This is a genomic window from Alteromonas sp. BMJM2, from assembly GCF_027257845.1.
Taxonomy (GTDB): domain Bacteria; phylum Pseudomonadota; class Gammaproteobacteria; order Enterobacterales; family Alteromonadaceae; genus Alteromonas.
This window is the reverse complement of the sequence record NZ_JAPVOT010000009.1, coordinates 43,223-68,424: the sequence shown is the minus strand read 5'-3', so window position 1 is coordinate 68,424 and position 25,202 is coordinate 43,223. Positions and strand designations below refer to the sequence as shown.

The 25,202-nt window shown below is 44.4% G+C and carries 19 protein-coding genes; 12 read left to right on the top strand and 7 right to left on the bottom strand.

Annotated elements, in window-relative coordinates; all coding sequences use genetic code 11:
* Window positions 1-54: 54 nt before the first annotated feature.
* Window positions 55-1,395 (bottom strand): N-succinylarginine dihydrolase, encoded by a 1,341-nt coding sequence (gene astB, locus O9X84_RS11495; protein WP_269519913.1) that lies wholly within the window; start codon window positions 1,393-1,395, stop codon window positions 55-57.
* Window positions 1,396-1,771: 376 nt separating this feature from the next.
* On the opposite strand from astB, the gene topA reads away from it, so the two are divergent.
* From topA to O9X84_RS11480, 3 genes are read left to right on the top strand one after another with little or no spacing between them, the layout of a single operon-like run.
* Window positions 1,772-4,447 (top strand): type I DNA topoisomerase, encoded by a 2,676-nt coding sequence (topA, locus tag O9X84_RS11490; RefSeq protein ID WP_269519912.1) that lies wholly within the window; start codon window positions 1,772-1,774, stop codon window positions 4,445-4,447.
* Window positions 4,448-4,470: 23 nt separating this feature from the next.
* The gene (locus tag O9X84_RS11485) at window positions 4,471-5,010 is read left to right on the top strand and encodes a DUF2058 domain-containing protein (protein WP_269519911.1); all 540 of its coding nucleotides are present in this window, start codon (window positions 4,471-4,473) and stop codon (window positions 5,008-5,010) included.
* An 11-nt stretch (window positions 5,011-5,021) separates the two neighbouring features.
* Window positions 5,022-5,468 carry a GNAT family N-acetyltransferase gene (locus tag O9X84_RS11480; RefSeq protein WP_442864530.1) on the top strand — a complete coding sequence of 149 codons (447 nt, stop codon included), beginning with the start codon at window positions 5,022-5,024 and terminating at the stop codon, window positions 5,466-5,468.
* 75 nt (window positions 5,469-5,543) lie between these two features.
* On the opposite strand, the gene O9X84_RS11475 is transcribed toward O9X84_RS11480, so the two are convergent.
* The gene (locus tag O9X84_RS11475) at window positions 5,544-6,440 is read right to left on the bottom strand and encodes an AraC family transcriptional regulator (protein WP_269519909.1); all 897 of its coding nucleotides are present in this window, start codon (window positions 6,438-6,440) and stop codon (window positions 5,544-5,546) included.
* A 209-nt stretch (window positions 6,441-6,649) separates the two neighbouring features.
* Between O9X84_RS11475 and exaC the strand changes: the two genes are divergently transcribed.
* Window positions 6,650-8,170: an acetaldehyde dehydrogenase ExaC gene (gene exaC / locus O9X84_RS11470; protein WP_269520006.1), complete on the top strand. Its 1,521-nt coding sequence runs from the start codon at window positions 6,650-6,652 to the stop codon at window positions 8,168-8,170.
* 468 nt (window positions 8,171-8,638) lie between these two features.
* Window positions 8,639-10,972 (top strand): TonB-dependent receptor, encoded by a 2,334-nt coding sequence (locus O9X84_RS11465; RefSeq protein ID WP_269519907.1) that lies wholly within the window; start codon window positions 8,639-8,641, stop codon window positions 10,970-10,972.
* A 243-nt stretch (window positions 10,973-11,215) separates the two neighbouring features.
* Here O9X84_RS11465 and O9X84_RS11460 read toward each other — a convergent pair whose 3' ends face one another.
* The 4 genes from O9X84_RS11460 to rne all read right to left on the bottom strand — a co-directional run bounded on the left by O9X84_RS11460 (window position 11,216) and on the right by rne (window position 18,143).
* Window positions 11,216-11,887 (bottom strand): response regulator transcription factor, encoded by a 672-nt coding sequence (locus O9X84_RS11460; protein WP_269519906.1) that lies wholly within the window; start codon window positions 11,885-11,887, stop codon window positions 11,216-11,218.
* 61 nt (window positions 11,888-11,948) lie between these two features.
* Window positions 11,949-13,505: a sensor histidine kinase gene (locus tag O9X84_RS11455; protein ID WP_269519905.1), complete on the bottom strand. Its 1,557-nt coding sequence runs from the start codon at window positions 13,503-13,505 to the stop codon at window positions 11,949-11,951.
* A gap of 133 nt (window positions 13,506-13,638) precedes the next feature.
* On the bottom strand, window positions 13,639-14,715 hold the full coding sequence (locus O9X84_RS11450) for a phosphotransferase (RefSeq protein ID WP_269519903.1): 1,077 nt from the start codon (window positions 14,713-14,715) through the stop codon (window positions 13,639-13,641).
* A gap of 113 nt (window positions 14,716-14,828) precedes the next feature.
* Window positions 14,829-18,143 carry a ribonuclease E gene (gene rne / locus O9X84_RS11445; RefSeq protein ID WP_269519901.1) on the bottom strand — a complete coding sequence of 1,105 codons (3,315 nt, stop codon included), beginning with the start codon at window positions 18,141-18,143 and terminating at the stop codon, window positions 14,829-14,831.
* Between the two features lie 785 nt (window positions 18,144-18,928).
* On the opposite strand from rne, the gene rluC reads away from it, so the two are divergent.
* Together rluC and O9X84_RS11435 are read left to right on the top strand one after the other, a co-directional pair.
* On the top strand, window positions 18,929-19,879 hold the full coding sequence (gene rluC, locus O9X84_RS11440) for a 23S rRNA pseudouridine(955/2504/2580) synthase RluC (protein ID WP_269519899.1): 951 nt from the start codon (window positions 18,929-18,931) through the stop codon (window positions 19,877-19,879).
* A gap of 16 nt (window positions 19,880-19,895) precedes the next feature.
* Complete coding sequence (locus tag O9X84_RS11435) at window positions 19,896-20,585, top strand: HAD family hydrolase (RefSeq protein ID WP_269519897.1); 690 nt, start codon at window positions 19,896-19,898, stop codon at window positions 20,583-20,585.
* Window positions 20,586-20,725: 140 nt separating this feature from the next.
* On the opposite strand, the gene O9X84_RS11430 is transcribed toward O9X84_RS11435, so the two are convergent.
* Window positions 20,726-21,340 carry a Maf family protein gene (locus O9X84_RS11430; protein ID WP_269519896.1) on the bottom strand — a complete coding sequence of 205 codons (615 nt, stop codon included), beginning with the start codon at window positions 21,338-21,340 and terminating at the stop codon, window positions 20,726-20,728.
* A 152-nt stretch (window positions 21,341-21,492) separates the two neighbouring features.
* On the opposite strand from O9X84_RS11430, the gene yceD reads away from it, so the two are divergent.
* Genes yceD through fabD form a run of 5 tightly spaced genes read left to right on the top strand, consistent with a single transcriptional unit; the run spans window position 21,493 to window position 25,193 of the window.
* Window positions 21,493-22,026: a 23S rRNA accumulation protein YceD gene (gene yceD / locus O9X84_RS11425; RefSeq protein ID WP_269519895.1), complete on the top strand. Its 534-nt coding sequence runs from the start codon at window positions 21,493-21,495 to the stop codon at window positions 22,024-22,026.
* Between the two features lie 3 nt (window positions 22,027-22,029).
* Window positions 22,030-22,200, top strand: coding sequence for a 50S ribosomal protein L32 (rpmF, locus tag O9X84_RS11420; RefSeq protein WP_032095795.1), 171 nt, complete (start codon window positions 22,030-22,032; stop codon window positions 22,198-22,200).
* Window positions 22,201-22,215: 15 nt separating this feature from the next.
* A complete protein-coding gene (gene plsX, locus O9X84_RS11415; protein ID WP_269519894.1) occupies window positions 22,216-23,241 on the top strand; it encodes a phosphate acyltransferase PlsX in 1,026 nt (341 codons plus the stop codon).
* On the top strand, window positions 23,238-24,203 hold the full coding sequence (locus O9X84_RS11410; RefSeq protein WP_269519891.1) for a beta-ketoacyl-ACP synthase III: 966 nt from the start codon (window positions 23,238-23,240) through the stop codon (window positions 24,201-24,203). The genes plsX and O9X84_RS11410 overlap by 4 nt, the downstream gene beginning before the upstream one ends.
* Window positions 24,204-24,263: 60 nt before the next feature.
* Window positions 24,264-25,193 carry an ACP S-malonyltransferase gene (gene fabD, locus O9X84_RS11405; RefSeq protein ID WP_269519890.1) on the top strand — a complete coding sequence of 310 codons (930 nt, stop codon included), beginning with the start codon at window positions 24,264-24,266 and terminating at the stop codon, window positions 25,191-25,193.
* Window positions 25,194-25,202: the final 9 nt, after the last annotated feature.

The window sequence follows — 25,202 nt, the reverse complement described above, 5'->3', positions numbered from 1 at the left end:
CCGGCTTTTTAGTCTGTTGTGTAAGCTATTTGCACTAAAATGTGTTGAGTAGATTTACACCTGCTGGAACGGATAAACCGAGCCTATCTGAAGGAGTTGTGTCAGCTCGTCAAGGGCAGTGCGAGATTCAATCAGTAGTTGAGGATCTCTCAAGTCACCTTCACTTAATTCATCGCGATAATGCTTATCTATCCACGCATTTAGTCGCGCGAATTGTGTATCGTTGATCAGCGTAGACTGATTAACACCGTTCAATTCTTCTTCATTCATTGCTACGCGCAAGCGTAAGCACGCTGGCCCACCACCATTTCGCATACTTTGTTTAACATCAAAATAGTTTACCGATTTTATTGGCGTACCCTGAGTGACCAAGTTGTCTAAATAGGCTTTAACAGAATCGTTTTCAGCACAGTCGGTAGGCGCAATAATCGTCATTTCGCCGTTTGGTAGCGTGATAATTTGCGTATTGAATAAATACGTCTTTACTGCGTCTTGAACAGACACTTGTGCAGTAGGTACTTCAATGAAGTGTAATGGCTTTTCGCCAAACTTACGTTGTAGTTCAGCAAACCCCGCTTGTTTATCATGAAACGCTTGTTCATGGAAAAAGAGCACGTTTTGGTTGCCTACGGCGATTACGTCGTTATGAAATACGCCTTGATCGATAACGTCAGGGTTTTGCTGCATGTACACAACACCTTCGTCACGCAAGCCATGTAAACGCGCTACCGCTTGGCACGCTTCCAGTGTTTGTCTAGCGGGGTATTTTGTTGGTGCAGGCTTAGAAGGGTCGAAGGCATGTCTACCATAAACGAAAAGCTCAATACCTGCTTCGTTATATTCGTTGCACAAACGGGTATGGTTTGCTGCACCTTCATCGCCAAAATGTTCATTGTCAGGCAAATGTTGGTGATGGGCAAAGTAGGTATCGTTTGCAAACGTACCGCGCAAAATATTGCCGGTTACTTGAGGTTCTAACGATCGATGAAACTTATTTGTTAAGTTTGCAGGGGTAAAGTGCACTCGTCCATCTGCCGTATCGGCACTAGGAGAGACAGTGGCGGCATTTGCAGTCCACATGCTACTAGCAGAGCAACATGCTAAAAATATCTCGCGAGATTGCTTTGCAGCGCTTTCTAGTACTCGAGCATCTGAGCCCGTGAAGCCTAAACGACGCAGTGCGTAAATGTCAGGTCGTTCTTGCGGTGCCAATACGCCTTGCTTCATTCCCATATCCGACAGCGCTTTTGCTTTTGCTAATCCCTGTTTAGCTGCCTGTTTTGGACTACTTACTGCATTGGCATTGTTGAGAGAAGCAACATTACCGAATGATAGGCCGGCGTAATTGTGGGTTGGGCCAACAAGACCATCAAAATTCACTTCAAATTGCTTCATACTTTCCCTCTATTTGGTGTTTGGGCATTTGAACGCTACGCTGTATAGTTCAAGACATTTAGCGTTACGTTCATCAATCGCGCTTTTTTATCACCAAGGCTTGTTAAACCCTTGATAGGGAGCAATGGTGTTAGTGGAATGGCTGGCATTATACGGTTTTTAAAGGCTTTGCCAATCGCACTGCTTATTTCTTGTACTGTTTTTGTGCGAGATTGAAGCAAGCGAAAGAATAAGTATGAAGAAGATCTTGTTTTCCATTCACTTTGTAGATATATGTTAAAAAAGAGCGGGCACCCTATATATAGTGCAAGGTTGCATCAATTTTCGGTATTTGACGTAAAAAGTCATTCAAAATCAATAGGTTTAGTTCAATTATATGGCAAAATCACTGGTCATAGTCGAGTCACCAGCCAAAGCGAAAACGATAAATAAATATCTTGGCAAAGATTTTATTGTAAAAAGTTCGGTTGGCCATGTTCGGGATCTTCCAACGAAGGCTTTAGGTAATGTAGAGCCTAAAAAACCGGCAAAAGAACTTAAAACATACAGCGACGAAGCACGTGAAGAATACCTTCGCCGCCATGAATATTTGAAACTTGTAGACAGAATGGGCGTCGATCCTGAAAAGAATTGGCATGCTCATTATCAAGTACTGCAAGGCAAAGAAAAAGTTGTCAATGAATTAAAGAAACTGGCTAAAGATGCCGACACCATTTATCTCGCAACGGATTTGGACCGAGAAGGAGAGGCCATTGCCTGGCATCTACAAGAATTACTCGGCAGCAAAGGCAAAACCTACCAGCGAGTGGTGTTTAACGAAATCACCAAAAATGCTATTCAAGACGCATTCTCTGCGCCTGGTGAACTGAATATTTCTCGCGTAAATGCGCAGCAAGCACGACGTTTTCTCGATAGAGTCGTAGGCTTTATGGTGTCGCCTTTACTTTGGAAAAAAGTAGCCCGAGGATTGTCTGCAGGCCGCGTACAGTCTGTTGCAGTACGCTTGGTTGTAGAGCGCGAACGTGAGATTAAAGCGTTTGTTCCAGAAGAATTTTGGGATATCCACGCAGACCTTACCAGCAAAGAGCAAGCTGCGCTAAAAATGCTAGTTGCTAGGTATCAGGGCAGCGCATTTAAGCCTAAAAATAAGGACGATGCAGATAAGGCATTAGCCGATTTAAAGGGGGCAGACTACACCGTTGAAAGTCGCGAGTCTAAGCCTACACAAAGCCGTCCATCAGCGCCGTTTATTACATCAACGCTTCAGCAGGCGGCAAGTACTCGTCTAGGCTTTGGCGTGAAAAAAACCATGATGATGGCTCAGCGTCTTTATGAAGCTGGCTATATTACCTACATGCGTACAGATTCTACGAATTTAAGCCAAGAAGCAGTGGAAAGTGCCAGAGCCTACATCACTGACAATTTCGGTGATAGCTATCTACCAGACTCTGCCATACGCTATGGCAGTAAAGAAGGAGCGCAAGAGGCTCATGAAGCGATTCGTCCTTCAAACGTGACTATTAGTGCGGCAAGTCTAGGTGATATGGAGCGTGATGCTCAGCGTCTTTACGAGCTAATTTGGCGTCAATTCTTAGCCTGTCAGATGACGCCTGCTAAGTACGATGCAACTACAATAAAAGTGGTTGCGGCTGATTATGAACTTACCGCAAAAGGGCGAGTGCTTAAATTTGACGGTTGGACTCGTGTTCAGCCTCAGTTGCGCAAAAAGGGTGATGATGAGTTGTTGCTACCTGATGTGCAAAAAGGTGACTCACTGACGTTAAATCAATTAGATCCAAAGCAGCACTTCACCAAGCCTGTTGCGCGTTTCAACGAAGCCTCTTTGGTAAAAGAGCTTGAAAAACGTGGGATTGGCCGTCCTTCCACTTACGCTAGTATTATCTCGACTATTCAAGATCGCGGATATGTAAGACTGGACAATAAACGCTTTTACGCTGAAAAAATGGGCGAGATAGTGAACGATCGTCTTATGGAAAATTTCGACGATTTAATGAGCTTCGACTTTACCGCGAACATGGAGCAGCACTTAGATGATATTGCCGAAGGTAATAAAGATTGGAAAGACGTGCTTAACGACTTTTACAGTGATTTTTACGGTAAATTATTAAACGCTGAAAAAGACCCTGAAGATGGTGGTATGCGCCTAAACCAGGCTATACCTGCTGGCATTGAATGCGACAAATGTGGTCGTGAAATGAATGTTAGAACTGCCTCAACAGGGGTCTTTTTAGGCTGTTCGGGCTACAACCTTCCACCTAAAGAACGCTGTACTAACACCATGAACCTGACATCTGGTGATGAAGTGGTGAAGGTTGATGACGAAGAAGAGCTAGAAACCGAAGCATTACGCTCTAAAAAACGCTGCGAAAAATGCGGTACTGCGATGGATAGCTATCTCGTGGATGAGACGAGAAAGTTACACGTGTGTGGTAACACGCCTACGTGTGATGGAACAGTTGTTGAAACCGGTACCTTTAAAATAAAAGGGTACGACGGCCCTATCATTGAATGCGATAAATGCAGCAGTGATATGGAGCTTAAAAACGGTCGATTTGGCAAATACTTTGGTTGTACTAACGAAGAATGCAAAAACACCCGTAAACTGCTTCGAAATGGTGAAGCGGCTCCACCTAAAGAAGATCCGGTGGATTTACCTGAACTGCCATGCGAGAAAACCGACGCACACTTTATGCTGCGTGATGGTGCTTCAGGTATTTTCTTGGCAGCCCACAATTTCCCTAAGTCCAGAGAGACTCGTGCGCCTAAAGTTCACGAACTTGCTCGCTTCAGAGACCGTATTTCGCCTAAGTTCTATTATCTTGCCGATGCGCCAGCTAAAGATTCAGACGGAAACGAGACTATTGTTCGATACAGTCGCAAGACTAAGCAGCAGTACGTAATGAGTGAGAATGCAGAGGGCAAAGCTACCGGATGGTCGGCATGGTATGAGAACGGCAAGTGGCAAGAGCAGGCAGCGAAAAAGCCTGCGGCTAAGAAGCCAGCAGCAAAATCTAAAGCCAAAAAGAAGTAACTTAATAGGTAATTGAACGATATATGGCCTCTTTACAAGATCAACTTTTGAAAGCGGGATTAGCGGACAAAGGTACGGCTAAAAAAGCCCGTGCTGAAAAGCGTAAAAAGCAGAAACAGAAGAAGCCAGTAGTGGACGAAGCCACTCTGGCTGCTCAAAAAGCAGCAGAAGAGAAGAAGGAGCGCTCACGAGAGCTGAACCAGCTTCAGCAAAACGAACGAGAGAAACGCTCTATTGTTGCTCAGGTTAAACAGCTTATTGAAACCAATAAACAAGCGCGTAAAGGCGATACGGTACTCAATTTTACCCACGATAATGTAGTGAAGCGTATGTACGTGAGTGCAGACATTCATCGCCAGGTGACAAAAGGTCGTTTAACCGTCGTGTTACTTGATGATGCGTATGAGTTAGTGCCTACGCCTGTGGCAGATAAAATAGCCCAGCGCGACGATAGTTTTATTGTTTACCGTGCCGATTTAGATAAAAGCGGCACCGACGGTAAAGATGAAGCAGAAGATGATTGGTACGCGGATTATGATATTCCTGATGATTTGACGTGGTAACTGGCTTGGTAATTAAGTGGCGCCTGTGCGCTTTTAATGAATTGACGACTCATCAACTCTTCGACTTATTAAAGCTGAGAGTTGATGTGTTTGTGGTGGAACAAAGCTGTCCGTACCCTGAACTCGATGAAAAAGACAGACACCCTGACACAAAGCACCTTATGGGGTTTGTCGATGGTGTCTTAGTCGCTTGTGCGAGATTGCTGTCTAAAGGGGTTAGCTTTCCGTCAGTCAGCATTGGGCGTATAGCAACGCATAAAGACGTTCGCGGTAAAGGGGCGGGTAAAACGTTAGTTAATAAAGCGATAGCAGAGTGCGAAATGCTGTGGCCTAATGAATCCATTGAAATAGGAGCGCAGGAGTACCTTTTGTCTTTCTATAAAAGCTTTGGTTTTGTTCCTACATCGCCCATGTACTTGGAAGATGATATCCCTCATGTGGATATGAAAAGGGCGTGAATGGCATTGAGTCGATAAAATCCTTCAATCCTTCAATTGAACAATCTTGTTATCTTTTCACTCTTTTTAACTGCGCTAGTGTCGGCATTCCCTTGGAGCAATGCCAAAAGCCTGTTTGAATAATCGGCTGAAGTGACTGGCGCTATTAAACCCTAAACCAAAGCAAACACTGCCGATAGGCTCACCTTTTAATAAGAGAGAGCGTGCCTTTTCCAACCTAAGCTGCCGTTGAAACAGCGCTGGTGTAGTGCCAAAGGCCAGTCTGAATTGCTGATAAAACTTACTTCGGCTCATACACGCGATTTTGCATAACTCATTGATATCCAATTCTTCTGCTAAATGGCTTTCTATGTATTCAATCGCGTTACTTATTTTCCCTTTAAGTTGCAGTGTCTGTGAGCTAGCAAGCAGCAAATCTCGGCTCTGTTGCTGAAGCAAACGAGTGATCAGTTCATTCAGCGATAAATCAATTAAATAGTGACGCTCTGCGCCTTGTTCACTGAATAAATGTACCATTCGCTCTAAAAGCTGTTGGGTTTGAGCATTGTGCTTTGTATGCACTAATAAATCTGGTGTGTATTCAAACAATCCGTCTGACGCTATTCTCTGCTGCATATTCAGCGCCTCAGATACTGCGCTAATCTTATCTTTACTAATCTCAATCGCAAGGCATGTGGTGGGGGTATTTAACGAGGCTTGAGGGAAGTCAATCAGCACCTTCTGTTTTGGCGCAATGACAAAAGACTCGTGAGGTAAAAAAGCGTTGTGATACTGACTACTATCCACATGCATAATTTTTTTGCCAGACAGCATGGCGCAAAAAAGAAGTTCATCTGAGCGCAACGCCACTTTTTGAGCGCTTTCGTAGGTATCGTAAATACTCAGCTCACTGTTGTCGGCAGCAAACGTCACCTTATTTTCAATCAATACATCAAGCTGTTGACGCTTTTTATCTAATCTTGGTGTGTGCATCTTTAACCTTTACTTTTTCCTGTACTTCTTACTCTTGTACTTTTTATTCTGGAATTACAGACAAGTTTCTTGGACAGCAAATCAAGAGAACGTCAATTTGTTAGTTTAATGTAAAGCAATGGTAAATATAAAGCATGTTTTTTCGTCAAGAGTTACGACTAATAGCGATAGCGATTTACCCCTTTAAACCACAAAAAGAGAGTAAAGATATGATTTATGCAAATCCTGGAAGCGATGGTGCCCTTGTAAACTTTAAATCTGAGTATGGGAATTACATTGGAGGAGAGTGGGTGAAGCCGGTCAACGGGAACTATTTTGACAATATTAGCCCAGTTAACGGCAAAGTATTTTGTAAAATACCCCGTTCAGATAGTGCAGACATTAATCTTGCGCTGGATAAAGCCCATGCCGTGAAAGCTGAGTGGGGAACCACTTCGGTTACTGAGCGCAGCAATATCCTCCTTAAAATTGCAGATCGCATTGAAGAAAACCTCGAACTTTTGGCCGTGGCCGATTCGTGGGATAACGGCAAAGCAGTACGAGAAACCCTCGCTGCAGATATTCCTTTAGCAGCAGATCACTTTAGATATTTTGCCGGCTGCTTGCGTTCGCAAGATGGCTCTATTGGTGAAATTGATGAAACAACGGTTGCCTATCATTTTCACGAGCCACTGGGTGTGGTTGGGCAGATAATTCCTTGGAATTTTCCGATTCTAATGGCCGCTTGGAAATTAGCGCCTGCGCTGGCCGCTGGGAATTGCGTTGTGCTTAAGCCTGCCGAGCAAACGCCAGCATCTATCTTAGTGTTTGCTGAACTAGTGGGTGATTTACTTCCGCCGGGAGTACTCAACATTGTTAATGGGTTTGGCAAAGAAGCCGGAGAAGCGCTAGCAACGAGCACACGTATTGCCAAGATTGCCTTTACAGGCTCTACCCCCGTTGGCTCTCATATTTTGAAATGTGCTGCAGATAATATTATTCCGTCTACCGTAGAGCTTGGCGGTAAGTCACCTAATATATTCTTCAACGATGTCATGGACCATGATGATGCGTTTCTTTCAAAAGCAATAGAAGGAGCTGTGCTTGCATATTTCAACCAAGGAGAAGTGTGTACCTGTCCGTCTCGCTTGTTCATACAAGAGGATATATACGACACGTTTATGGAGAAAATACTAGAGCGTACGGCACAAATTATACGCGGTAACCCTCTGGATACCGAAACCATGGTTGGTGCTCAGGCATCTGAAGCCCAGTTTAATAAAATCTTGAATTACATTGATATCGGCAAAAAAGAAGGCGCTGAAGTACTGACCGGCGGCAACATAGAAAAGCTAACTGACGAACTTAATGGCGGCTTTTATATCCAGCCAACGCTGTTGAAAGGCACCAACGATATGCGAGTATTTCAAGAGGAAATTTTTGGCCCCGTTATTTCTATGTCTACGTTTAAGGATGAAGCTGAAGCGCTTAAATTGGCCAATAGCTCTGAGTTCGGTTTAGGTGCTGGTGTGTGGAGTCGAAATATGAATTTGGCCTATCGCATGGGACGCAAAATAGAAGCGGGCAGGGTATGGACTAACTGCTATCACATGTACCCAGCCCATGCCGCTTTTGGAGGATATAAAAAATCAGGGATTGGTCGAGAGACCCACAAGCTAGCACTTAGTCACTATCAACAAACCAAAAATCTGTTAGTTAGTTATAGCGAGGATCCACTCGGTTTCTTTTAAAGTCAGTATGTTATGAGATAAAGGTTGCAGCGCTTTCAATAAAAAGTGCCTGCAACCCTTTATTTTATTACCTCACCAATCGAGATCAAATCTTGCGTTAACATTTCGATTTCTATTTTTTCTACGCTCGGTGGTATAAAGGTTACGCCACAGTGCTAATAAAGTCTTTTAACGACCGACTATAATCCGAACTTTAATAGTGCATCTTACGTTTTCATGCACCTTTCAAATGCAAACCTGTGTCATAAAGTTCAATGATTGACGACTTGACGTTTTTGACAAAGCTCAAAAAGTTATTTTAATTCAGCTTTTTACATTCTCTGCACGGTTGTTGTCCAATTGGTCAGTAAATTGGCATCCTTTCTGCTGTTTCCCGTAAATGAAAAACAAAAATCTTCATCTTTTATAAGAATCGTGACGATAGCGCATCTCGAATAATTCGATGTTCATTTATTTTAGGGAAAAGTAATGAATAAAAAAAACGGTAATGTAAAGACAATAGCAACTGCTCTCATCATGTCGGGATTAGCCTGCCAACATGTTTTTGCGCAACAATCGAAAGAAAGCGATAAAAAGTCTCTCGAACGCGCTATTGAAAACATTACGGTGACAGCTGAGAAGCGCAGCGAGAGTTTACAAGAGGTTTCTCAAGCTGTTACCGCTATTTCTTCAAATGAGCTAGATAAAAAATATATTTCTTCTTTTGTCGATTTAAGTGCAGTTGCTCCAGGCGTCACAGTAGCGAAAAACGAAGGCTTTAAATCAATTATTTCGATTCGCGGTGTGGGTAATGAAGCAAACCAAAATGCCACTGCAAATCCATCTGTTTCATATCACATGGACGGGATCTATATTGCGTCACCATATGCTCTGCAAACTGATTTTATCGATATCGAACGGATAGAGGTGTTGCGGGGGCCTCAGGGAACACTTTTTGGTCAAAATTCAACCGGTGGTGCAATTAATGTGATTAATACGTTGCCCGTTTTTGATGAGTTTGCCGGCAAAGCGGATATCACAATTGGTAACTTTAATCTGAGAAAGTTCCGCGGCACGCTTAACGTTCCAGTGAGTGATAGTATAGCAACGCGAACGTCTGTTAGTGTGGTCAAACAAGATGGCTACACACAAAACGTATACAACGGCCCGAGTGTCACTGAGCGAGATGAAACATTTATTGGTGAAGATTTGGATAACATTGATAACCTTTCATTTAGAACAGACTGGCGTTTTGCTGTGACTGACGATTTAAGTGTCCGTCTTTTAGCTCAACTTTTTTCTGGAGAATCTAATGGCGCGGGTATAAAGGGCATTGATGATCCTACGCCAGGCGCGCGAAACCTGTCTCAAGATACGGAATCATTTTACGAACTGGATTCACAGGTGATTGGCCTTATTGCTGAGTGGAACGCAGACTTCGCGGTCATTAAGTCGTTAAGTAGTTATCAAAAAGATGACATAACCGTTATTCGAGACAATGACCGTCATTCATTTTTGACCAACCCTGAAATTCAAATTAGCCAGTTTAATCCAGAGATTAATATTCAAACCACATTTACCCAAGAGTTAAATATTATTTCCAACGAACCATTATTTGGTAAGTTGGACTGGCTTGTGGGAATGTTTTATCTTGACACAGATATTGAAATTACGATTCGCGAAGAGCTTGATGTGGGACGAGATGGCTTTCTAGATGGATATGAAACAACATTTCCTGAAGTTTTTGGCGGAGATAGAGGGTTTATTTCAGATTCAAATCCAAAGCGAAAGTCGCTGTCGTTTTACGGACAAACAACCTATCCATTTAGCGAATCAGTGCGTCTTATCACAGGTTTACGATACACAGATGATGAAGTTGAAAGTACCGTTTCTAATTTCTTCAGCCCGACTCCTTCATTTATTAATCCGAAAACGTCAGATTTAACTGGACGAATTGCACTTGAGTGGGACCTTGCTACGAGTACAATGGCCTATGCGTCTTACACACGAGGACTTAAGCCAGGAGGAAGTAACTTAACCTTTTCAGAGGGCGTCGATGCGTTAGTTCGAGAAGCTTTTGAGGATGAAACGATTAATGCGTATGAAGTCGGATATAAAGCTGATTTACTTGATAATTTAGTTCGTACGAACGTAGCAGCATTTTACTATGATTATACTAATTTACAGTTTCAAGCCTCAGATTTTAATGAGTTCGGCAGTGGCGTTTCGAATATTCCTAAGTCAGAGATATATGGTTTAGAATTTGAAATGACCGCACTGCTTGGCGATCACTTTAGTCTTGATGTAAAACTCGGTGTAACTGAATCAGAAGTGTCCGCTGATTATTTAGCATTAGACAATCGATTATTAATTGAAAACGTGTTTTTAGCTGATGGAGTCACGCCGGCGAAAGAAGAGATCCACGGCGCTACGCGAGATGTTGCCGGATTTCTACAAAATTTAAATGGCAATGAGTTAGCGAAAACACCGGGCTTAACGGCAGACATAACCTTAGCGTATGAAAATCAACTTGCAAGCGGGGCGTACATTGTGACGAGTTTACAATATACGCACAGGGGAGACTTCGAACAACGCGTGTTTAACAATCCAGAGGTAGATGACGTCGAAGCGTACAATCTGTTTAACGCCAATTTGTCATACGACTCGCCGGATGAAAGTTGGGGAGCCGATCTTATGGTTTACAACATTACTGACCAGGACGGCGTTAACTCATCAATGACCGACGTGTTTGGCGTTAACGAAACAGGCTTTCAGTTTATTCCACCGCGAATGGTAATGGGACGCATAAGATTCGCATTTTAATCTTCTGTTCATCTACTTTTAATGAAGCGTAAAAGGTTTCGTTATAATTTTTCTCTACTATACAAAGGGTAGCAAATGCAGTTGCCCTGTTGCTTAAAGGACATCAGGGGTGTCGGCGGAATATCTTGGGTTAAGGATTTGATGTGTGTGCCAATGATAAACCGCGTTAACGACAACACCGCCATTATTGCTACAACTATGCCCAACGTTGTCCCTTCGTTGGGCTTTTTTTTATTTGCGGTTTTATTTTACCGTTAACCGATAACCATTTCCCCGCAATGTTTCTATTGAAATTGAGTCATTGACGCTAAGCTTTTGCCTTAGGCGACTGATATACACATCGACAACGTTAGTGAGTGGATCGCTATGGCTTTTCCAAACTCGACTCAGTATACGTTCTCGCGAGAGCACTTTCTCCGCGTTTTCCGCAAAGTAATACAAGGTGTCATACTCTAGCTTTGTCAATGATAGCTCATCGCCGCACAAGGTAACAATTCTAGAATCTTTATCAATTTGTAAAGGGCCCACTGTTAAACTGTCGTCTACAGTTGCCGACCCCGCCCTGCGTTTTAGTGCAGTGATACGCGCTAATAATTCGTCAAAGTCGAAAGGTTTACACAAATAGTCATCAGCACCTAAAGTAAGGCCATTAACGCGCTCTTTTACGTCATCCACGGCAGTCAGTAGCAATACCATTGGAGCATTTGGCATGGCCTTTATCGTGGGTAAAAGCTCAACACTGTCCTCATCGCCAAACATCCTATCTAGCACAGCAATACTTGGCGATTCTTGCCGAATTCGTGTAATTAAATTGTGTAAGGTGCTCTCTTCTACGCATTGATATCCCTCGGCCGTGAGGCCGCGAGATAAAAATCGTAATAGAGGTGCCTCGTCGTCGGCAATTAAAATTTTCATTATAGGTTGTCTCTTCTCTTTCTTGTTTGTTCGCTGTTAGCCCTAAGAGCCGGCGCTAGCGTTAATGCGATGCTGGTTTTTTCAAGGATATTGTAAAGACCGACCCCTTTGATAGCACTGAGCTTGCCGTTAGTGTTCCGCCATGCGCTTCAGCAATGGCTTTTGCAATTGAAAGACCTAAACCCATGCCATCTCCCTGTCGCTTAAGGCGAACAAAGCGTTCAAAAATATGCTCCAAGTCGGAAGAAGAAATACCTTCGCTGGTATCCATGATATTAATACGTATCCAGTTATTATCATCATCTAGTGATACTACGATGGGAGTGCCGGGCGAGGAATATTTATTAGCGTTCTCAATCAAAATGGTTAATGCCTGAATGATTCGCTCTTTGTCTATCACAACGCTCTGGTTGTGTTGAAGTTGGCTCTGAAAAGTAATGTCACGTGTTTTAATCACTTTCTGCCACTTGGTCACTTGTTCAGAAAGTTCGCTCTCGAGCGTGCACTGAGCAACGTCTAAGTTAAATTCGTGCATTTCAGCCCTTGCCAATAAAAGCAGATCGTCTACCAGCTTACTGAGCTTTACAGATTGCTCTAAAATGGTGTTAAGCGTCTCTTGGTAAATTTCCACAGTAGCGGTTTGTTGACGAAGGGTTACCTGCGCTTCTCCTCGGATAATAGTGAGAGGGGTGCGCAGCTCATGGCTGACATCCGCCATAAATTGACGGCGCTTAGTATCGAGTTGCGTCAGCTTGTTATTGACCTCTTGCAGTGCCCGCGTTCGTGTTTCCACCTCATACTCAAGTTGCTTTCGGTGTGCAGACGCTTTGTCTTCATGGGCGCCAAGCCGCACAATCATAGAATTAAACGCTTTAACTAAATCGGTAAATTCGCTATCGAGAGTTTCTGGTAGCCTATAATGATAGTTGCCGGAGGCAATAGCGTCTGTTCCCGTTCGAATAACAGTGAGCGGATGATACAACGCATTAAACAGCCAATAGCATCCTAATAGGATAAACGGGCATGTAATGGCACCTAAAATAATGGTAAACCAAACAATACTGGTATTCAGTGTGTCTATACTTGAATTAATGCCCGACACCACACTGCTTTGGCGCACTACAGCGGTATTAATGGCTTCTCGAAATTGATTATCAATGGTGCTTTCAAGTAGCGTATGCAGTCTTTCTTGCTCTTTTAATGGTGTACTATCATTGCGCGCGGCTATAGCGCGAAATTCGTCGACAATACTGCCAATCAATGCTTCTAGTTCGTCAGTGTCTTCAACACTTCCCTGAGTTGCGTCAAAGCCAAGAGCGTCACGCTGAGCAAGCTCAAATTGTTTTATTCTTGCTATAGATTGGTCAATTCTTTCCTGTTTATTTCTTACGTTTGCTTGGTTTGCACTTTTACCGAAGATAAGTTCGTCAGTCAATTGTTTAAATAGTCGGTAGGATGTACTGGAAAGCTGCTGATGTTCAGACAATAAGGACTGAGCCAGCTGACTTTGTTCTAAATTGGTTCGCGTAAGATGTGCAGTTACCGCAGCGCTAGCAAGGGCGATGAATAGAATAAAGGTAGAGAGAAGGCCAAAAAGGTATAGTTTGCGTTTGTACATAAGAGCAGTAAGCTTCCGGTATTTATAACTATTACGTTAGGTTATTGTAAATTGGTCACTTATAAACCCAGTAATCCAAATGTCGCTATCCCAAATATCCTAATTAAGTGTATTTTGAAATAGACCTGAATTCTTAATCAGTGCTGCCTTCAAGCCATGATAACGCGATAGCGGTTTGATGCTGTAGCGCTTTATCAATTTTCCAATGATGTGGACTCCACCCTGCTAAAAATCGATGAAAGTCAGCACAAGCGATGGGGTAGAGTGTACGCCACTCGTTGATGAGTAGAGGTATTTCTGACTTTTCCAGTGCTGCTGGCGGCGCAGATTCGTATGTTTGAGAACCCATTGAGCAGCGCTGGTGTAAGGCGAGCGCTAGCGCATTAAAATAAACCTCTAAACAATGCTCAGAATACGTTACTTGATCATCTTCACTTAGCGCGCTCCCTAAAAAATACGCCACGTCTTTTACACCTATACCAAACCCAACGTATTGAAAGTCTACTGCCGCGCAAGACTGATAATCAGGTGTAAAACAAAAATTGGCGACCTTGGCATCACCATGCACCAAGGTTTGATATTTAGCGTTGTTCAGCGCGTTGTCTATTTTGCTTGCGCTATCTTTTAATTGGCAGGGAGTCATGGCTTGGTATTCATCTTCACGGGTTTTTAAATGCCAATAGGTACCCGTGTCCCAAAGCAATACATTGTGAGTTTGAAAGTACGATTTTGTGTGAATAAAGCGACTGTGAAATTCAGCCAACCAGATAAGCACTACCTCGGCCTGCGCCACTGTCAGTCCTAGCGTTGTTTGCGTAAAACCTAACTCTCCAAGGTCTTCCATGACTAATAACGTGCTGTCTCCGTCCTTCGCGGCTGCGATACAGCGAGGGGTTTTACAGCGTTCGGTGGTAAAAGGTTGAACGTACTGGTAAAAACTATTTTCTATAGCAAATGAGCGCAGCTTTCTGTGATGACCTGCATCACCGTTCCAGCCTCGAGGGTGCTCTTGAGTTACAGGTGTCACTGCGCATTTCACCACCGCAGATAAAGGCGCAGCAAGGTGACTGTTGCCTGCAGGTTGCAGCGTTGCGCGAAAGCAGGCGCCATAGCCGCTCCATAGTGTTTGAATAAGCGACGTCTCAATTGCGTTTGCCTGACAACGTTGTTCTAGCCAAGATATGAAGTGTGGGTTAATGAGTTGACTCATCGCTTAGCTCCTTATTTTTATAACGTATTTAAGGATGAGAGGCATAAAAAAGCCGCTTTAAACAGCGGCTTTTATTATTAGAGACGTTTTATCTCAAAGGTTCTAGCAAACGCTTAATCTACGCTGCCTGGTAGTGTGGCAGGAGCAGATGCTCGCGCTGATACCTGAGCCATGTTTGCAGTTTTACCGCAAACCGTCACAGCGGGGCGTGAATCATCTGACTTCGCTGTAAGCTTCACATCAACAAACTCATCGTCAACAGACGCAGGGGTTGTCATAGGGTGAGACGCTCTGCGTTTTCCTGTTCCGCTAGCACCTAGTGGTGTCGCTGGCTTGTCAGCCTTTTTAGCTGTTGCAGGCGTTACAGGTTTTTGATCAGCTACAGGCTTAGAAGGCGCTTTATTCGCTGAAGGCTCCTTACCCGCTGAAGGCTCCTTACCCGCTGAAGGCTCTTCAGCCACAGACTGCTTAGCCGCAGGCGCTTCTGCTGCATCTGATGACGCTTGCACAGTAGCGGCCTCAGCTTCCTCTGCTAAGTTTATTTCAACTTGCTTTGGTGCTGCTGTTTCAGCGTCATCTTGTTGAGCCGCTTTTACAGGCGCTGCTTCTTGAGTAGCACTTGATTTTGGTACTTCTTCTGCTTGCGAGGCTGCCTCGAACTGCAGTTCGTCTTGAACCGCTTCAACACTTGGCGCCTTCGCTGAGTCTTCCTGTGTAGCAGAAGTGTCAGTAGCAGGTGCTTTTGTCTCTTCAACGGTTGACGTTGTTTGTTCAGCAGTTGCAGTTACCGCATCTTTAATGCTGTCTGGTTGTGCAGTTGTTGACTGCGCTTGTGCAGAAAGTTCGCCAGGCAGGGTAGCCTGCGTTTCATCAACATTTACTGGTGCGGCATCGGCATGACTGACGTGACTATCTTGATTGGTAGTTTCGTTAGTCGCATCGTCATTTTGCTGCGCTTCCTTCTTGCGACGTTGACCTGCAGCACGAACGTGACGAGGAGAGCGACGTGAACGTCCTCTGCTTTCACGTTTTTGGCCGTTTTCGTCATTAGTTAGCTCTGAGATCACCGCGGCTTCTTGAATTTCTTCGCCAGAATCAGATGATTCAGCAGAAGAACCAATAACCGTTTTTTGCTTGGCGTGATGCTTCTCTAACGGCTTTCCTGCTGCGTCTTCAGTAACAGGCGCAGTGTTAATAATTTGCTCCTCAGGCTGCTTCTCAGCGCTTTCTGGCTTCTTAGGTGCAGCTGGTTTAGTTTCAGCTGGTTTAGTTTCAGATTTAGGCGCACTTTGTGCGTTAGCATTTGCTGAGTCATCTTTGTTCACTCGAACGCTACGACGCTTATCACGACGCTTTCTGCGCTCGGCAACTTCACGTTTCTTCTCAACTTGATTGTCCTGTTGTTCCACATTGTCATTAACAGGAGCGTCTTGTTGAGGCTTTTCGTGATTTGGCTTTTGCTGCTCATCACGAGGCTGTTGCGCTCTGCGGGGCTTGCGGCCACGGTTATTGCGCTTGTCGTCTTGATCACTGCGTGGTGGGCGTTGTTCCTGCTCACCGTCTTTTACTTGGGCTGGACCATTGCGACGGGTATTTTTACGAGGCTTACGACGACGGTCGTCATTATTGCGAGTATTACGCGGGTTTTTACCTTTGTAATTAGACGACGTTTTCTCGTCTTTCTCTTGGTTTTCATTCGGCTTAGCTTCAGGTTTGTTGCTATCGCCAAATACATCGTTTATCCACTTACCAATGCGAGCGAATAATGATGGAGATTCGTTTGTCTGCGCCGCTTTTTCCTGAACTTTAGGCTGAGCTACAGGCGCTGCCGTAGTAGGAGCAACAAGGCCTTTAAGTGCGGGCTCTTCACGCTTGACAGGGGCAGTGGTCGTCGTCACTTTCTCTGTTTCCACAGCAGGCATTAGATCAACTTCATAGCTTGCATCTTGCAGGGCATCATCTGGACGACGGCGCTCTACTTGATAATGAGGCGTTTCTAAATTTGCGTTTGGAATAAGCAGTAAATCAACACCGTGACGCTTTTCAAGAAGCTGAATAGACTTGCGCTTTTCATTTAACAGGTAAGTTGCCACCGACACTGGAAGCTGCGCTTCAATCTGTCCCGTATTCTCTTTGATACTTTCTTCTTCAAGTATGCGAAGGATGGAAAGTGCAAGGGATTCAGTACCTCGGATAGTACCGTGGCCTGAACAACGTGGACATACGTGATGGGCAGATTCACCAAGAGAAGGGCGCAAACGCTGACGAGACATTTCAAGAAGACCAAAGCGAGAAATGCGGCCTAACTGCACACGGGCTCTATCACTTCGTACCGCGTCTTTCATGCGGTTTTCCACATCGCGCTGATGTCTAACTGGAGTCATATCAATAAAGTCGATAACCACTAACCCACCGAGGTCACGTAAACGCAATTGGCGAGCAATTTCATCAGCCGCTTCAAGGTTTGTGTTCAGTGCCGTTTCTTCAATATCTCCGCCTTTTGTTGAACGGGCAGAGTTGATATCAATAGAGGTTAACGCTTCTGTAGGGTCAATAACGATTGATCCACCAGATGGTAAACGCACTTCTCGTTGGAATGCTGATTCAATCTGACTTTCAATTTGATAGTGACTGAACAACGGAACTTCACCGCGATAGAGTTTTACGCGGCTTGCAAAGTCAGGGCGTACCAATTCGATATGCTGAAGCGCTTGTTCATAAATACTGGTTTTGTCGATGAGAATTTCACCGATGTCACGGCGAAGGTAATCACGGATTGCGCGGACAATAACATTGCTTTCTTGGTGAATTAGGAAAGGTGCTTCTCGTTCCTCAGCAACGCTGGATATTGCGTCCCAGTGCTTGAGTAAGACTTTTAAATCCCATTCCAACTCTTCGTATGACTTACCAACACCGGCTGTTCGAACAATCAGTCCCATTCCGTCTGGAAGGTCTAGTTTACCCAGTGATTCTTTAAGCTCAGTACGCTCGTCACCTTCGATACGACGAGAAATACCGCCTGCACGAGGATTGTTAGGCATAAGAACTAAATAGCTGCCTGCTAACGATAAAAAGGTAGTTAGCGCTGCGCCTTTTTGGCCACGCTCTTCCTTATCGATTTGAATAATAACTTCCTGACCTTCCTTAATAACCTCTTTGATATTAGGTCGGCCTTCAAACTTGTAACCTTTTGGGAAGTAGGTGCGGGCTATCTCTTTTAATGGTAGGAATCCATGGCGGTCAGCGCCGTAATCGACAAAAGCCGCTTCTAAACTTGGCTCTACTCGGGTTATTTTGCCTTTATAAATATTTGCTTTCTTTTGCTCGTGCCCAGGACTTTCTATATCTAGGTCGTACAAGCGTTGCCCATCTACTAGAGCAACACGCAACTCTTCTTGTTGAGTTGCATTAATTAACATTCTTTTCATTGTATCTAACTCTGTTTTTGTACAGCCGTTAAGACACAAAATTAAAGTGACATGTGCAAACCCTCACCGCGCAACCTCACGGTTGGACGGGGACTTTGTTGTTACATCGCATTATCCCGAGTGGGTAGCCTATGCACTTTCTAAATGCATATCTGTCAGCGTTACAGGTTACAAACGTTGTTTTTGCTTGTCTATTTTACCTAAACGACTGGCCTTACCTAGGCTACGCTGCTTTGAGGATGTCGGGAGCGACAAACCCTTATTTCAAATTTCATTTTAACAAGCGAAATAATGAGCCTCGCTTGTTTGTCATTTAATTCTGTTGGCTAAACGGCAAACTTATTTTATGTTCGCAAGCACGGTTTCGCTTTACTACGGCAGTGTTGTCGTTGCCTCTTAGCGAGTTCGGTATGAAATGTCTTGTTTCTTTACTGACACTACCGACATCTAACTCATGCTTTTTCGTTTGCGACGTGAAACATCGACCGCAATATGTCGTCGTTTTTTTGTTTCATTATCGTCTAAGTTGTTTTTACGCGTTTTGTTCGCAAAATGAGCGCGTTGGCGCTAGGTTACATTCGCGGTTGATTCGTGTAAAAACCACCAATGATTATCGCACCAATAACTAAAATTAAGCAAGGTAAGTCGGTGAATAAAAGCAACTTATAAGTAGTTATTTTCATAAAACGGCGAGCTCTGGACAAAAAAGGGTCAAAATCAAGAAATTTTAGCAATTAGAAATTTTCATAATGTTGGCGGCGAAGCATTGCGGTATAATCAAACGCATGAAAGAACAAGCTCCCCAAAAAGTCCGTTTTATAACGGTAGAGGCCGATTTAGCCGGCCAACGCATCGATAACTTTTTGCGTACCCAATTGAAAGGCGTACCAAAGAGTATGATTTATCGCATTTTACGCAAAGGTGAAGTACGCGTTAATAAAGGTAGAATAAAACCTGAATATAAATTGCAAGCTGATGACATAATACGCATTCCTCCTGTTCGGGTATCCGAAGGGGCGCCAGCACCTTCACCGAAACTTGATAAAATAGCAGCGCTTGAATCGCACATTCTGTTTGAAGACGATCGTTTAATCGTTATGAATAAGCCTACAGGTATAGCTGTTCATGGCGGAAGTGGATTGAGCTTCGGCCTTATTGAAGGGTTAAGAGCACTGCGCCCTGAAGCTAAGTTTATGGAGCTGGTGCACCGACTGGATCGCGATACATCAGGCTGCATGCTGATAGCGAAGAAGCGCTCTGCGCTGCGTCACATGCATGAACAGCTTCGAACAGGAAAAATGGACAAACGCTACAATGCGTTGGTTGCGGGTGAGTGGCCGGTAAATCGCTTTAAAGTAAAAGCTCCGCTTAAAAAAAATACGCTGCAATCGGGTGAGAGAATGGTCAGCGTGAGTGATGATGGTAAGCCTTCTGAAACCCGCTATAGAATTTTAAAGGAATTTGCGGGAGCAACGCTGGTTGAAGCATCTCCGATTACTGGTCGAACGCACCAGATACGCGTGCACTGTTTGCACGCAGGGCATCCTATTGCTTGCGATCCAAAGTATGGCGATAGTGCATTTGACGCGAGTATGCGAGCAAAAGGATTAGATCGGCTATTTCTACATGCCCAAAGTATTGCATTTATTCACCCAGCCACAGAAGAGAGAATGACGTTTACCGCACCCCTTGATAACGCGCTGACAGATGCCTTAAAAGCCCTGAGCACAAAATAGAGAGTAGTAGTGATTTATGCCTGACATTTCAACCGCGTCACCAACACAAACGTCGCCTCGCTACAAGCTCGTCATTTTCGATTGGGATGGCACGGTAATGGACTCTGCTGATAAAATTGTTAACTGCATGCAGATTGCTGCAAAACAATGCAGTATGCCAATTCCAAGTAGCGATGAAGTGGGGCACATTATTGGCATCAGCCTTAAGCCAGCGATAAAGCAACTTTTTGGTATTGACGATGACGCACTCGCAGAACAGTTAGTGTTAGCTTATAAAGAAGCGTTTGTTGCCAAAGACACCACGCCATGCCCTTTGTTCGATGGCGCCGAAGCATTGTTCAATGCGCTGAAAGCATCCGGCTGTATACTTGCAGTCGCAACAGGCAAAGCACGAAGAGGTCTGGACAGAGCTTGGAAACAAACGGACACGGGCAGCTTTTTTTCTGCCTCACGCACAGCGGATGAGGCGGAGTCTAAGCCATCACCCGATATGCTACTGCAACTTATCGACGAATTGTCTATTCCCGCCAGCGACGCTGTAATGATTGGCGACACCACCTATGATATGCAAATGGCCAAATCTATTGGTATGGACAGAATAGGTGTGTCGTATGGCGTGCATGCACAGGTCCATTTAGAAGCGTTGCAACCAAAAGTGATTGTTCATTCAATTGCAGAACTACAGCACTATTTACTGGGTGAATAGTACTACTGGGTGAATAGTACTACTGGGTGAATAGCATTTAAATGAACTCTTCTGTCTGATCGGTTTTTAACTGAACGGCTTTTAGCGTAACAGCTTTTGGTTAAACAGCTTCTGGCTGTAGAGCTAACAACAAGGTGATCTTAACGAGTTGCGAGCTCTAACAAGTTAGTATTAAAGTGGGATGACAATATATCGTTCAGCAACATTATGGGCAAACCAATAAGACTATTGGGATCTCTTCCTTCTACACGCTTAAAGAGTAGTACGCCCATACCTTCGCTTTTAAAACTACCAGCACAATCCAATGGTCGCTCTTTTTCAACATAGTCTTGTAATAAAGCAGTCGTGTTTTCACGAAAATGAACCCGAGTTTCTTCCACATCAGTTATTAATGTATCGCTACTTGCTTGATAAACACAGATAGCGGTAAAAAAAGACACAGTTTTACCTTGGCAACGTGTTAACTGTTCAACAGCGTTACTGACATTTAAAGGTTTACCAAGTAATACCGGGCCGTCGTCTGTCGCTAAAAAAGCGACTTGGTCGCTGCCTATAACGATGGCCTCGTCACACTTCACACGTGCGCTTACTTTTAGCGCCTTTTCTTGTGCCAAGCGTTTACTCAGTGTCAGGGCGGTTTCGTCAGGCTTAGGCGTTTCATCAATATACGGACTCATGGTTTCTACATGTAGACCAATATCATCCAGTAACTTTTTTCGATACTGAGAAGAAGAGGCTAAAATTATGGGAGTCATAGTAAGTATTCCTGTATCAAGCTCTTATTTAAGGCGCTTTACGTTAATACGCCCCAATAACGGTATGCCGTTTAGTTTACCCTGTTTAACCCCAAGTTAAATCGCAATTTTGCTTTGACAGAAGCGGGGTGACGCTATATCATGCGCGCCCTATGCAGAAAGTGAAATTACCCCATTCGGTTGAACCGATTAAAACCGCTACTAAACGTTCCGATTATCGGGGTGTTATTTTGGCTAGTGATATGGAACGATTGAGCGGGGCAGTTGTCCGATGCAGTGAGTATGTGGACGCAGAAGTACAGTTTAGAAAAGACGAGCAGGGTCTTACTGTTTTTCACGGTCACCTATCCACTGACGTTACACTTATCTGTCAGAGGTGTAATGGTGAACTCGATTTATCCGTTCATTCGGATTTCTGCTTTACTCCAGTGCAGGGAGGAGAGCAAGAAAATGAGGACATCATTCCCGAGGCTTACGAACCGGTAGAGGTCGACGACCACGGAGAAGTTAGTCTGCTTCAGATATTTGAAGACGAGTTACTATTATCATTGCCAATTGTACCCCTTCATGCAGAGTCGGAGTGTGCAATAAAGCGAGATGAGATGTCATTCGGAAAGATTGAACCGGAACAAGAGCGACAAAACCCATTCGCGGTTTTGAAAGAACTTAAGCGAGACCAGGAGTAAGTTATGGCAGTACAAAAAAATCGTAAAACGCGTTCTAAGCGCGGTATGCGTCGTTCACACGATGCGTTGACAGGTGCTACTTTGTCCGTCGATTCAACGTCGGGTGAAACTCACCTTCGTCACCACGTGACTGCTGATGGATACTACAAAGGCAAGAAAGTAATCGGCGCGTAATTCGGCGACTACATTTTGTCTGAGCTAACCATCGCGTTAGATATCATGGGGGGCGATCATGGTCCCCCTGTTATCCTTTCTGCGGCCGTAAAGGCTATCCAACTACACCCTCAAATTCGCTTCACTCTTTGCGGCGACAAATCTGTTATTGAAAGCGGCATCACAGCCCTTACCTCTGACGAACGCGACCGCGTTGAGATTGTTCATTGCTCCCAAACTGTAGAAATGGGAGAGGCACCAACATCGGCGCTCCGAAATAAAAAAGACTCTTCTATGCGAAGAGCAATTGAGCGCGTTAAAAGCGGTCAAGCCAATGCTTGCGTAAGTGCCGGAAACACCGGCGCCTTGCTCACACTTTCTTTTTATCTACTCAAAACCTTATCAGGCATTGATAGGCCCGCACTGATCAATATGTTGCCAACCACGAGTAACCATAAGGTTTTTCTACTCGACTTAGGGGCAAACGTTAATTGTACGCCTGAAATTCTCTTTCAATATGGTGTGATGGGCTCAGTTCTGGCTCAAGAAGTCTCTGGTATTACATCGCCAAGAGTTGCACTGCTTAATGTCGGCGAAGAGGATATAAAGGGCAACGCACAAGTGAAGTCTGCCGATCAGCTTTTTAGAGATGCCCCTGGTATTAATTACATTGGTTATGTTGAAGGTGATGATATATTCACCGACTATGCTGACGTTGTCGTCACCGATGGTTTTACTGGTAACATTGCGTTAAAGTCGAGCGAAGGTTTGGCTAAGTTAGTGATTAACGAAGTAAAACGCCAGTCTCAAAAGAATTTATACACCCGTGTATTAGCCAGAATTGCCTTCCCATTACTGAAATCTATCTACAATAGCGTGAACCCCGACCAGTATAATGGTGCGAGTCTGATAGGATTGCGCGGCATTGTTATCAAGAGTCACGGAAATGCACAAAAAGATGCTTTTTATTACGCCATTGTTCAAGCAATGAAAGAAGCAGAAATGCATTTGCCGGATAAGATAAAAACAAAGATAGAAACGGTATTGTTGGAGCAACTTTGAGCAAATATTCTCGCTTTATAGGAACAGGCAGCTATTACCCCAGTGACGTGCGCACAAACGCAGATTTAGAAGTCATGGTTGATACTAGTGATGAGTGGATTACTGACCGTACTGGTATCAAAGAGCGTCGCATAATTGGTGCAGATGAAACTGCTGCGACCATGGGAGTTGAGGCTAGCAAGAAAGCCATTGAAATGGCGGGTATCGACCCTAAATCCATTGATATGATTGTGTGTGCCACTACAAGTGGTCGCTACGCACTACCTAGCACCGCGTGCGAAATTCAGCGCATGCTCGATTTAGACGGCATTCCCGCATTTGATGTGGCAGCGGCGTGTGCAGGATATTGTTATGCATTAAGTGTTGCCGATCAGTATATTAAATCAGGCATGGCAAAACGTATTTTGGTCATTGGCACAGATTGCTTGAGCCGCCTTATTGACCCCGCTGATAGAACCATGGTCATTTTATTTGGCGATGCGGCAGGGGCCACAATCATTGAAGCAAGCGACGAACCTGGTATTTTGTCAACGCATATTCATGCGGCAGGTTCGTATGGCGACCTTCTCTATGTTGGTAACCCAACTCGGGGCGACGAAAAATCGGTACACGAAAATTGGGGCGTAATGCGCGGCAATGAAGTGTTTAAAGTTGCAGTGAATAAACTATCTCAGGTGGTTGAACAAACGCTAGCTGCCAACGGTATGGAAAAGACAGATTTAGATTGGTTGGTGCCGCACCAAGCCAATTTCAGAATTATAAAAGCGACAGCTAAAAAGCTGAATATGTCTCTTGATCAGGTGGTGCTAACGCTAGAGCAGTATGGCAATACATCTGCCGCTACGGTTCCTACGGCGTTAGACACCGCGATACGAGACGGTAGAATCCAGCGCGGTCAACATTTGCTATTAGAAGCATTTGGTGGCGGTTTTGCGTGGGCGTCTGCGTTAGTTCGCTACTAAGCGAACGTGAACCACGCCATTTTTCACTTCTAACGATTTACACAATAATAAGGAAGAAGAATGACTAGAACAGCCTGTGTATTTCCAGGTCAGGGGTCTCAAAGTGTGGGCATGCTAAAAGCGTTAGCAGCTCAATATCCAGTGGTTGAGACTACGTTCAAAGAAGCGTCTGACGCATTAGGTTACGACCTATGGAGTCTTGTTCAGAACGACTCAGAAGGTCAACTTAACGAGACTCACATTACCCAACCTGCATTATTAGCCGCAAGTGTGGCTACATGGCGCGTTATTCGAGAGCAGGGCATAGAGGTAGATTATCTTGCCGGTCACAGTTTAGGTGAGTATTCGGCATTGGTATGCGGTGGCGCTATGGACTTTACCGACGCAGTCAAACTAGTTGAGGCTCGCGGCAAATATATGCAAGAAGCTGTACCTGCCGGCGCAGGCGCTATGTTTGCCATTATTGGTTTAGATGATTCATCTATCGCTAACGTGTGCCAACAAACCGCTATCGCCACTGGCGATGTGGTTGCTCCGGTTAATTTTAATTCGCCTGGGCAAGTGGTTATTGCTGGTGAAAAAAATGCGGCAGAACAAGCTGCTAATGCGTGTAAAGAGGCAGGTGCGAAACGTGCTTTGCCTTTGGCGGTCAGCGTGCCTTCACATTGTGAACTTATGCGCCCAGCTGCGGACAAACTAGAAGACGCATTATCTTCACTGTCGGTGAAAGAACCGGCCATCAACATTGTAAATAATGTTGATGTGACCATTGAAACGCAAGGTGAGGCAATTAAAAACGCACTAGTGCGGCAATTATACTGCCCGGTTCAGTGGACTCGCACAGTTGAATATTTAGCCGCAGCAGGTGTTGAACGCGTGATAGAAGTAGGGCCTGGTAAAGTGCTTACCGGTTTGAATAAACGAATTAACAAGAGCCTTGAGTCTCTTGCTGTTAATACACCCGAGGGTGTGGAAGCATTAAATCAATAAGGAAATGCA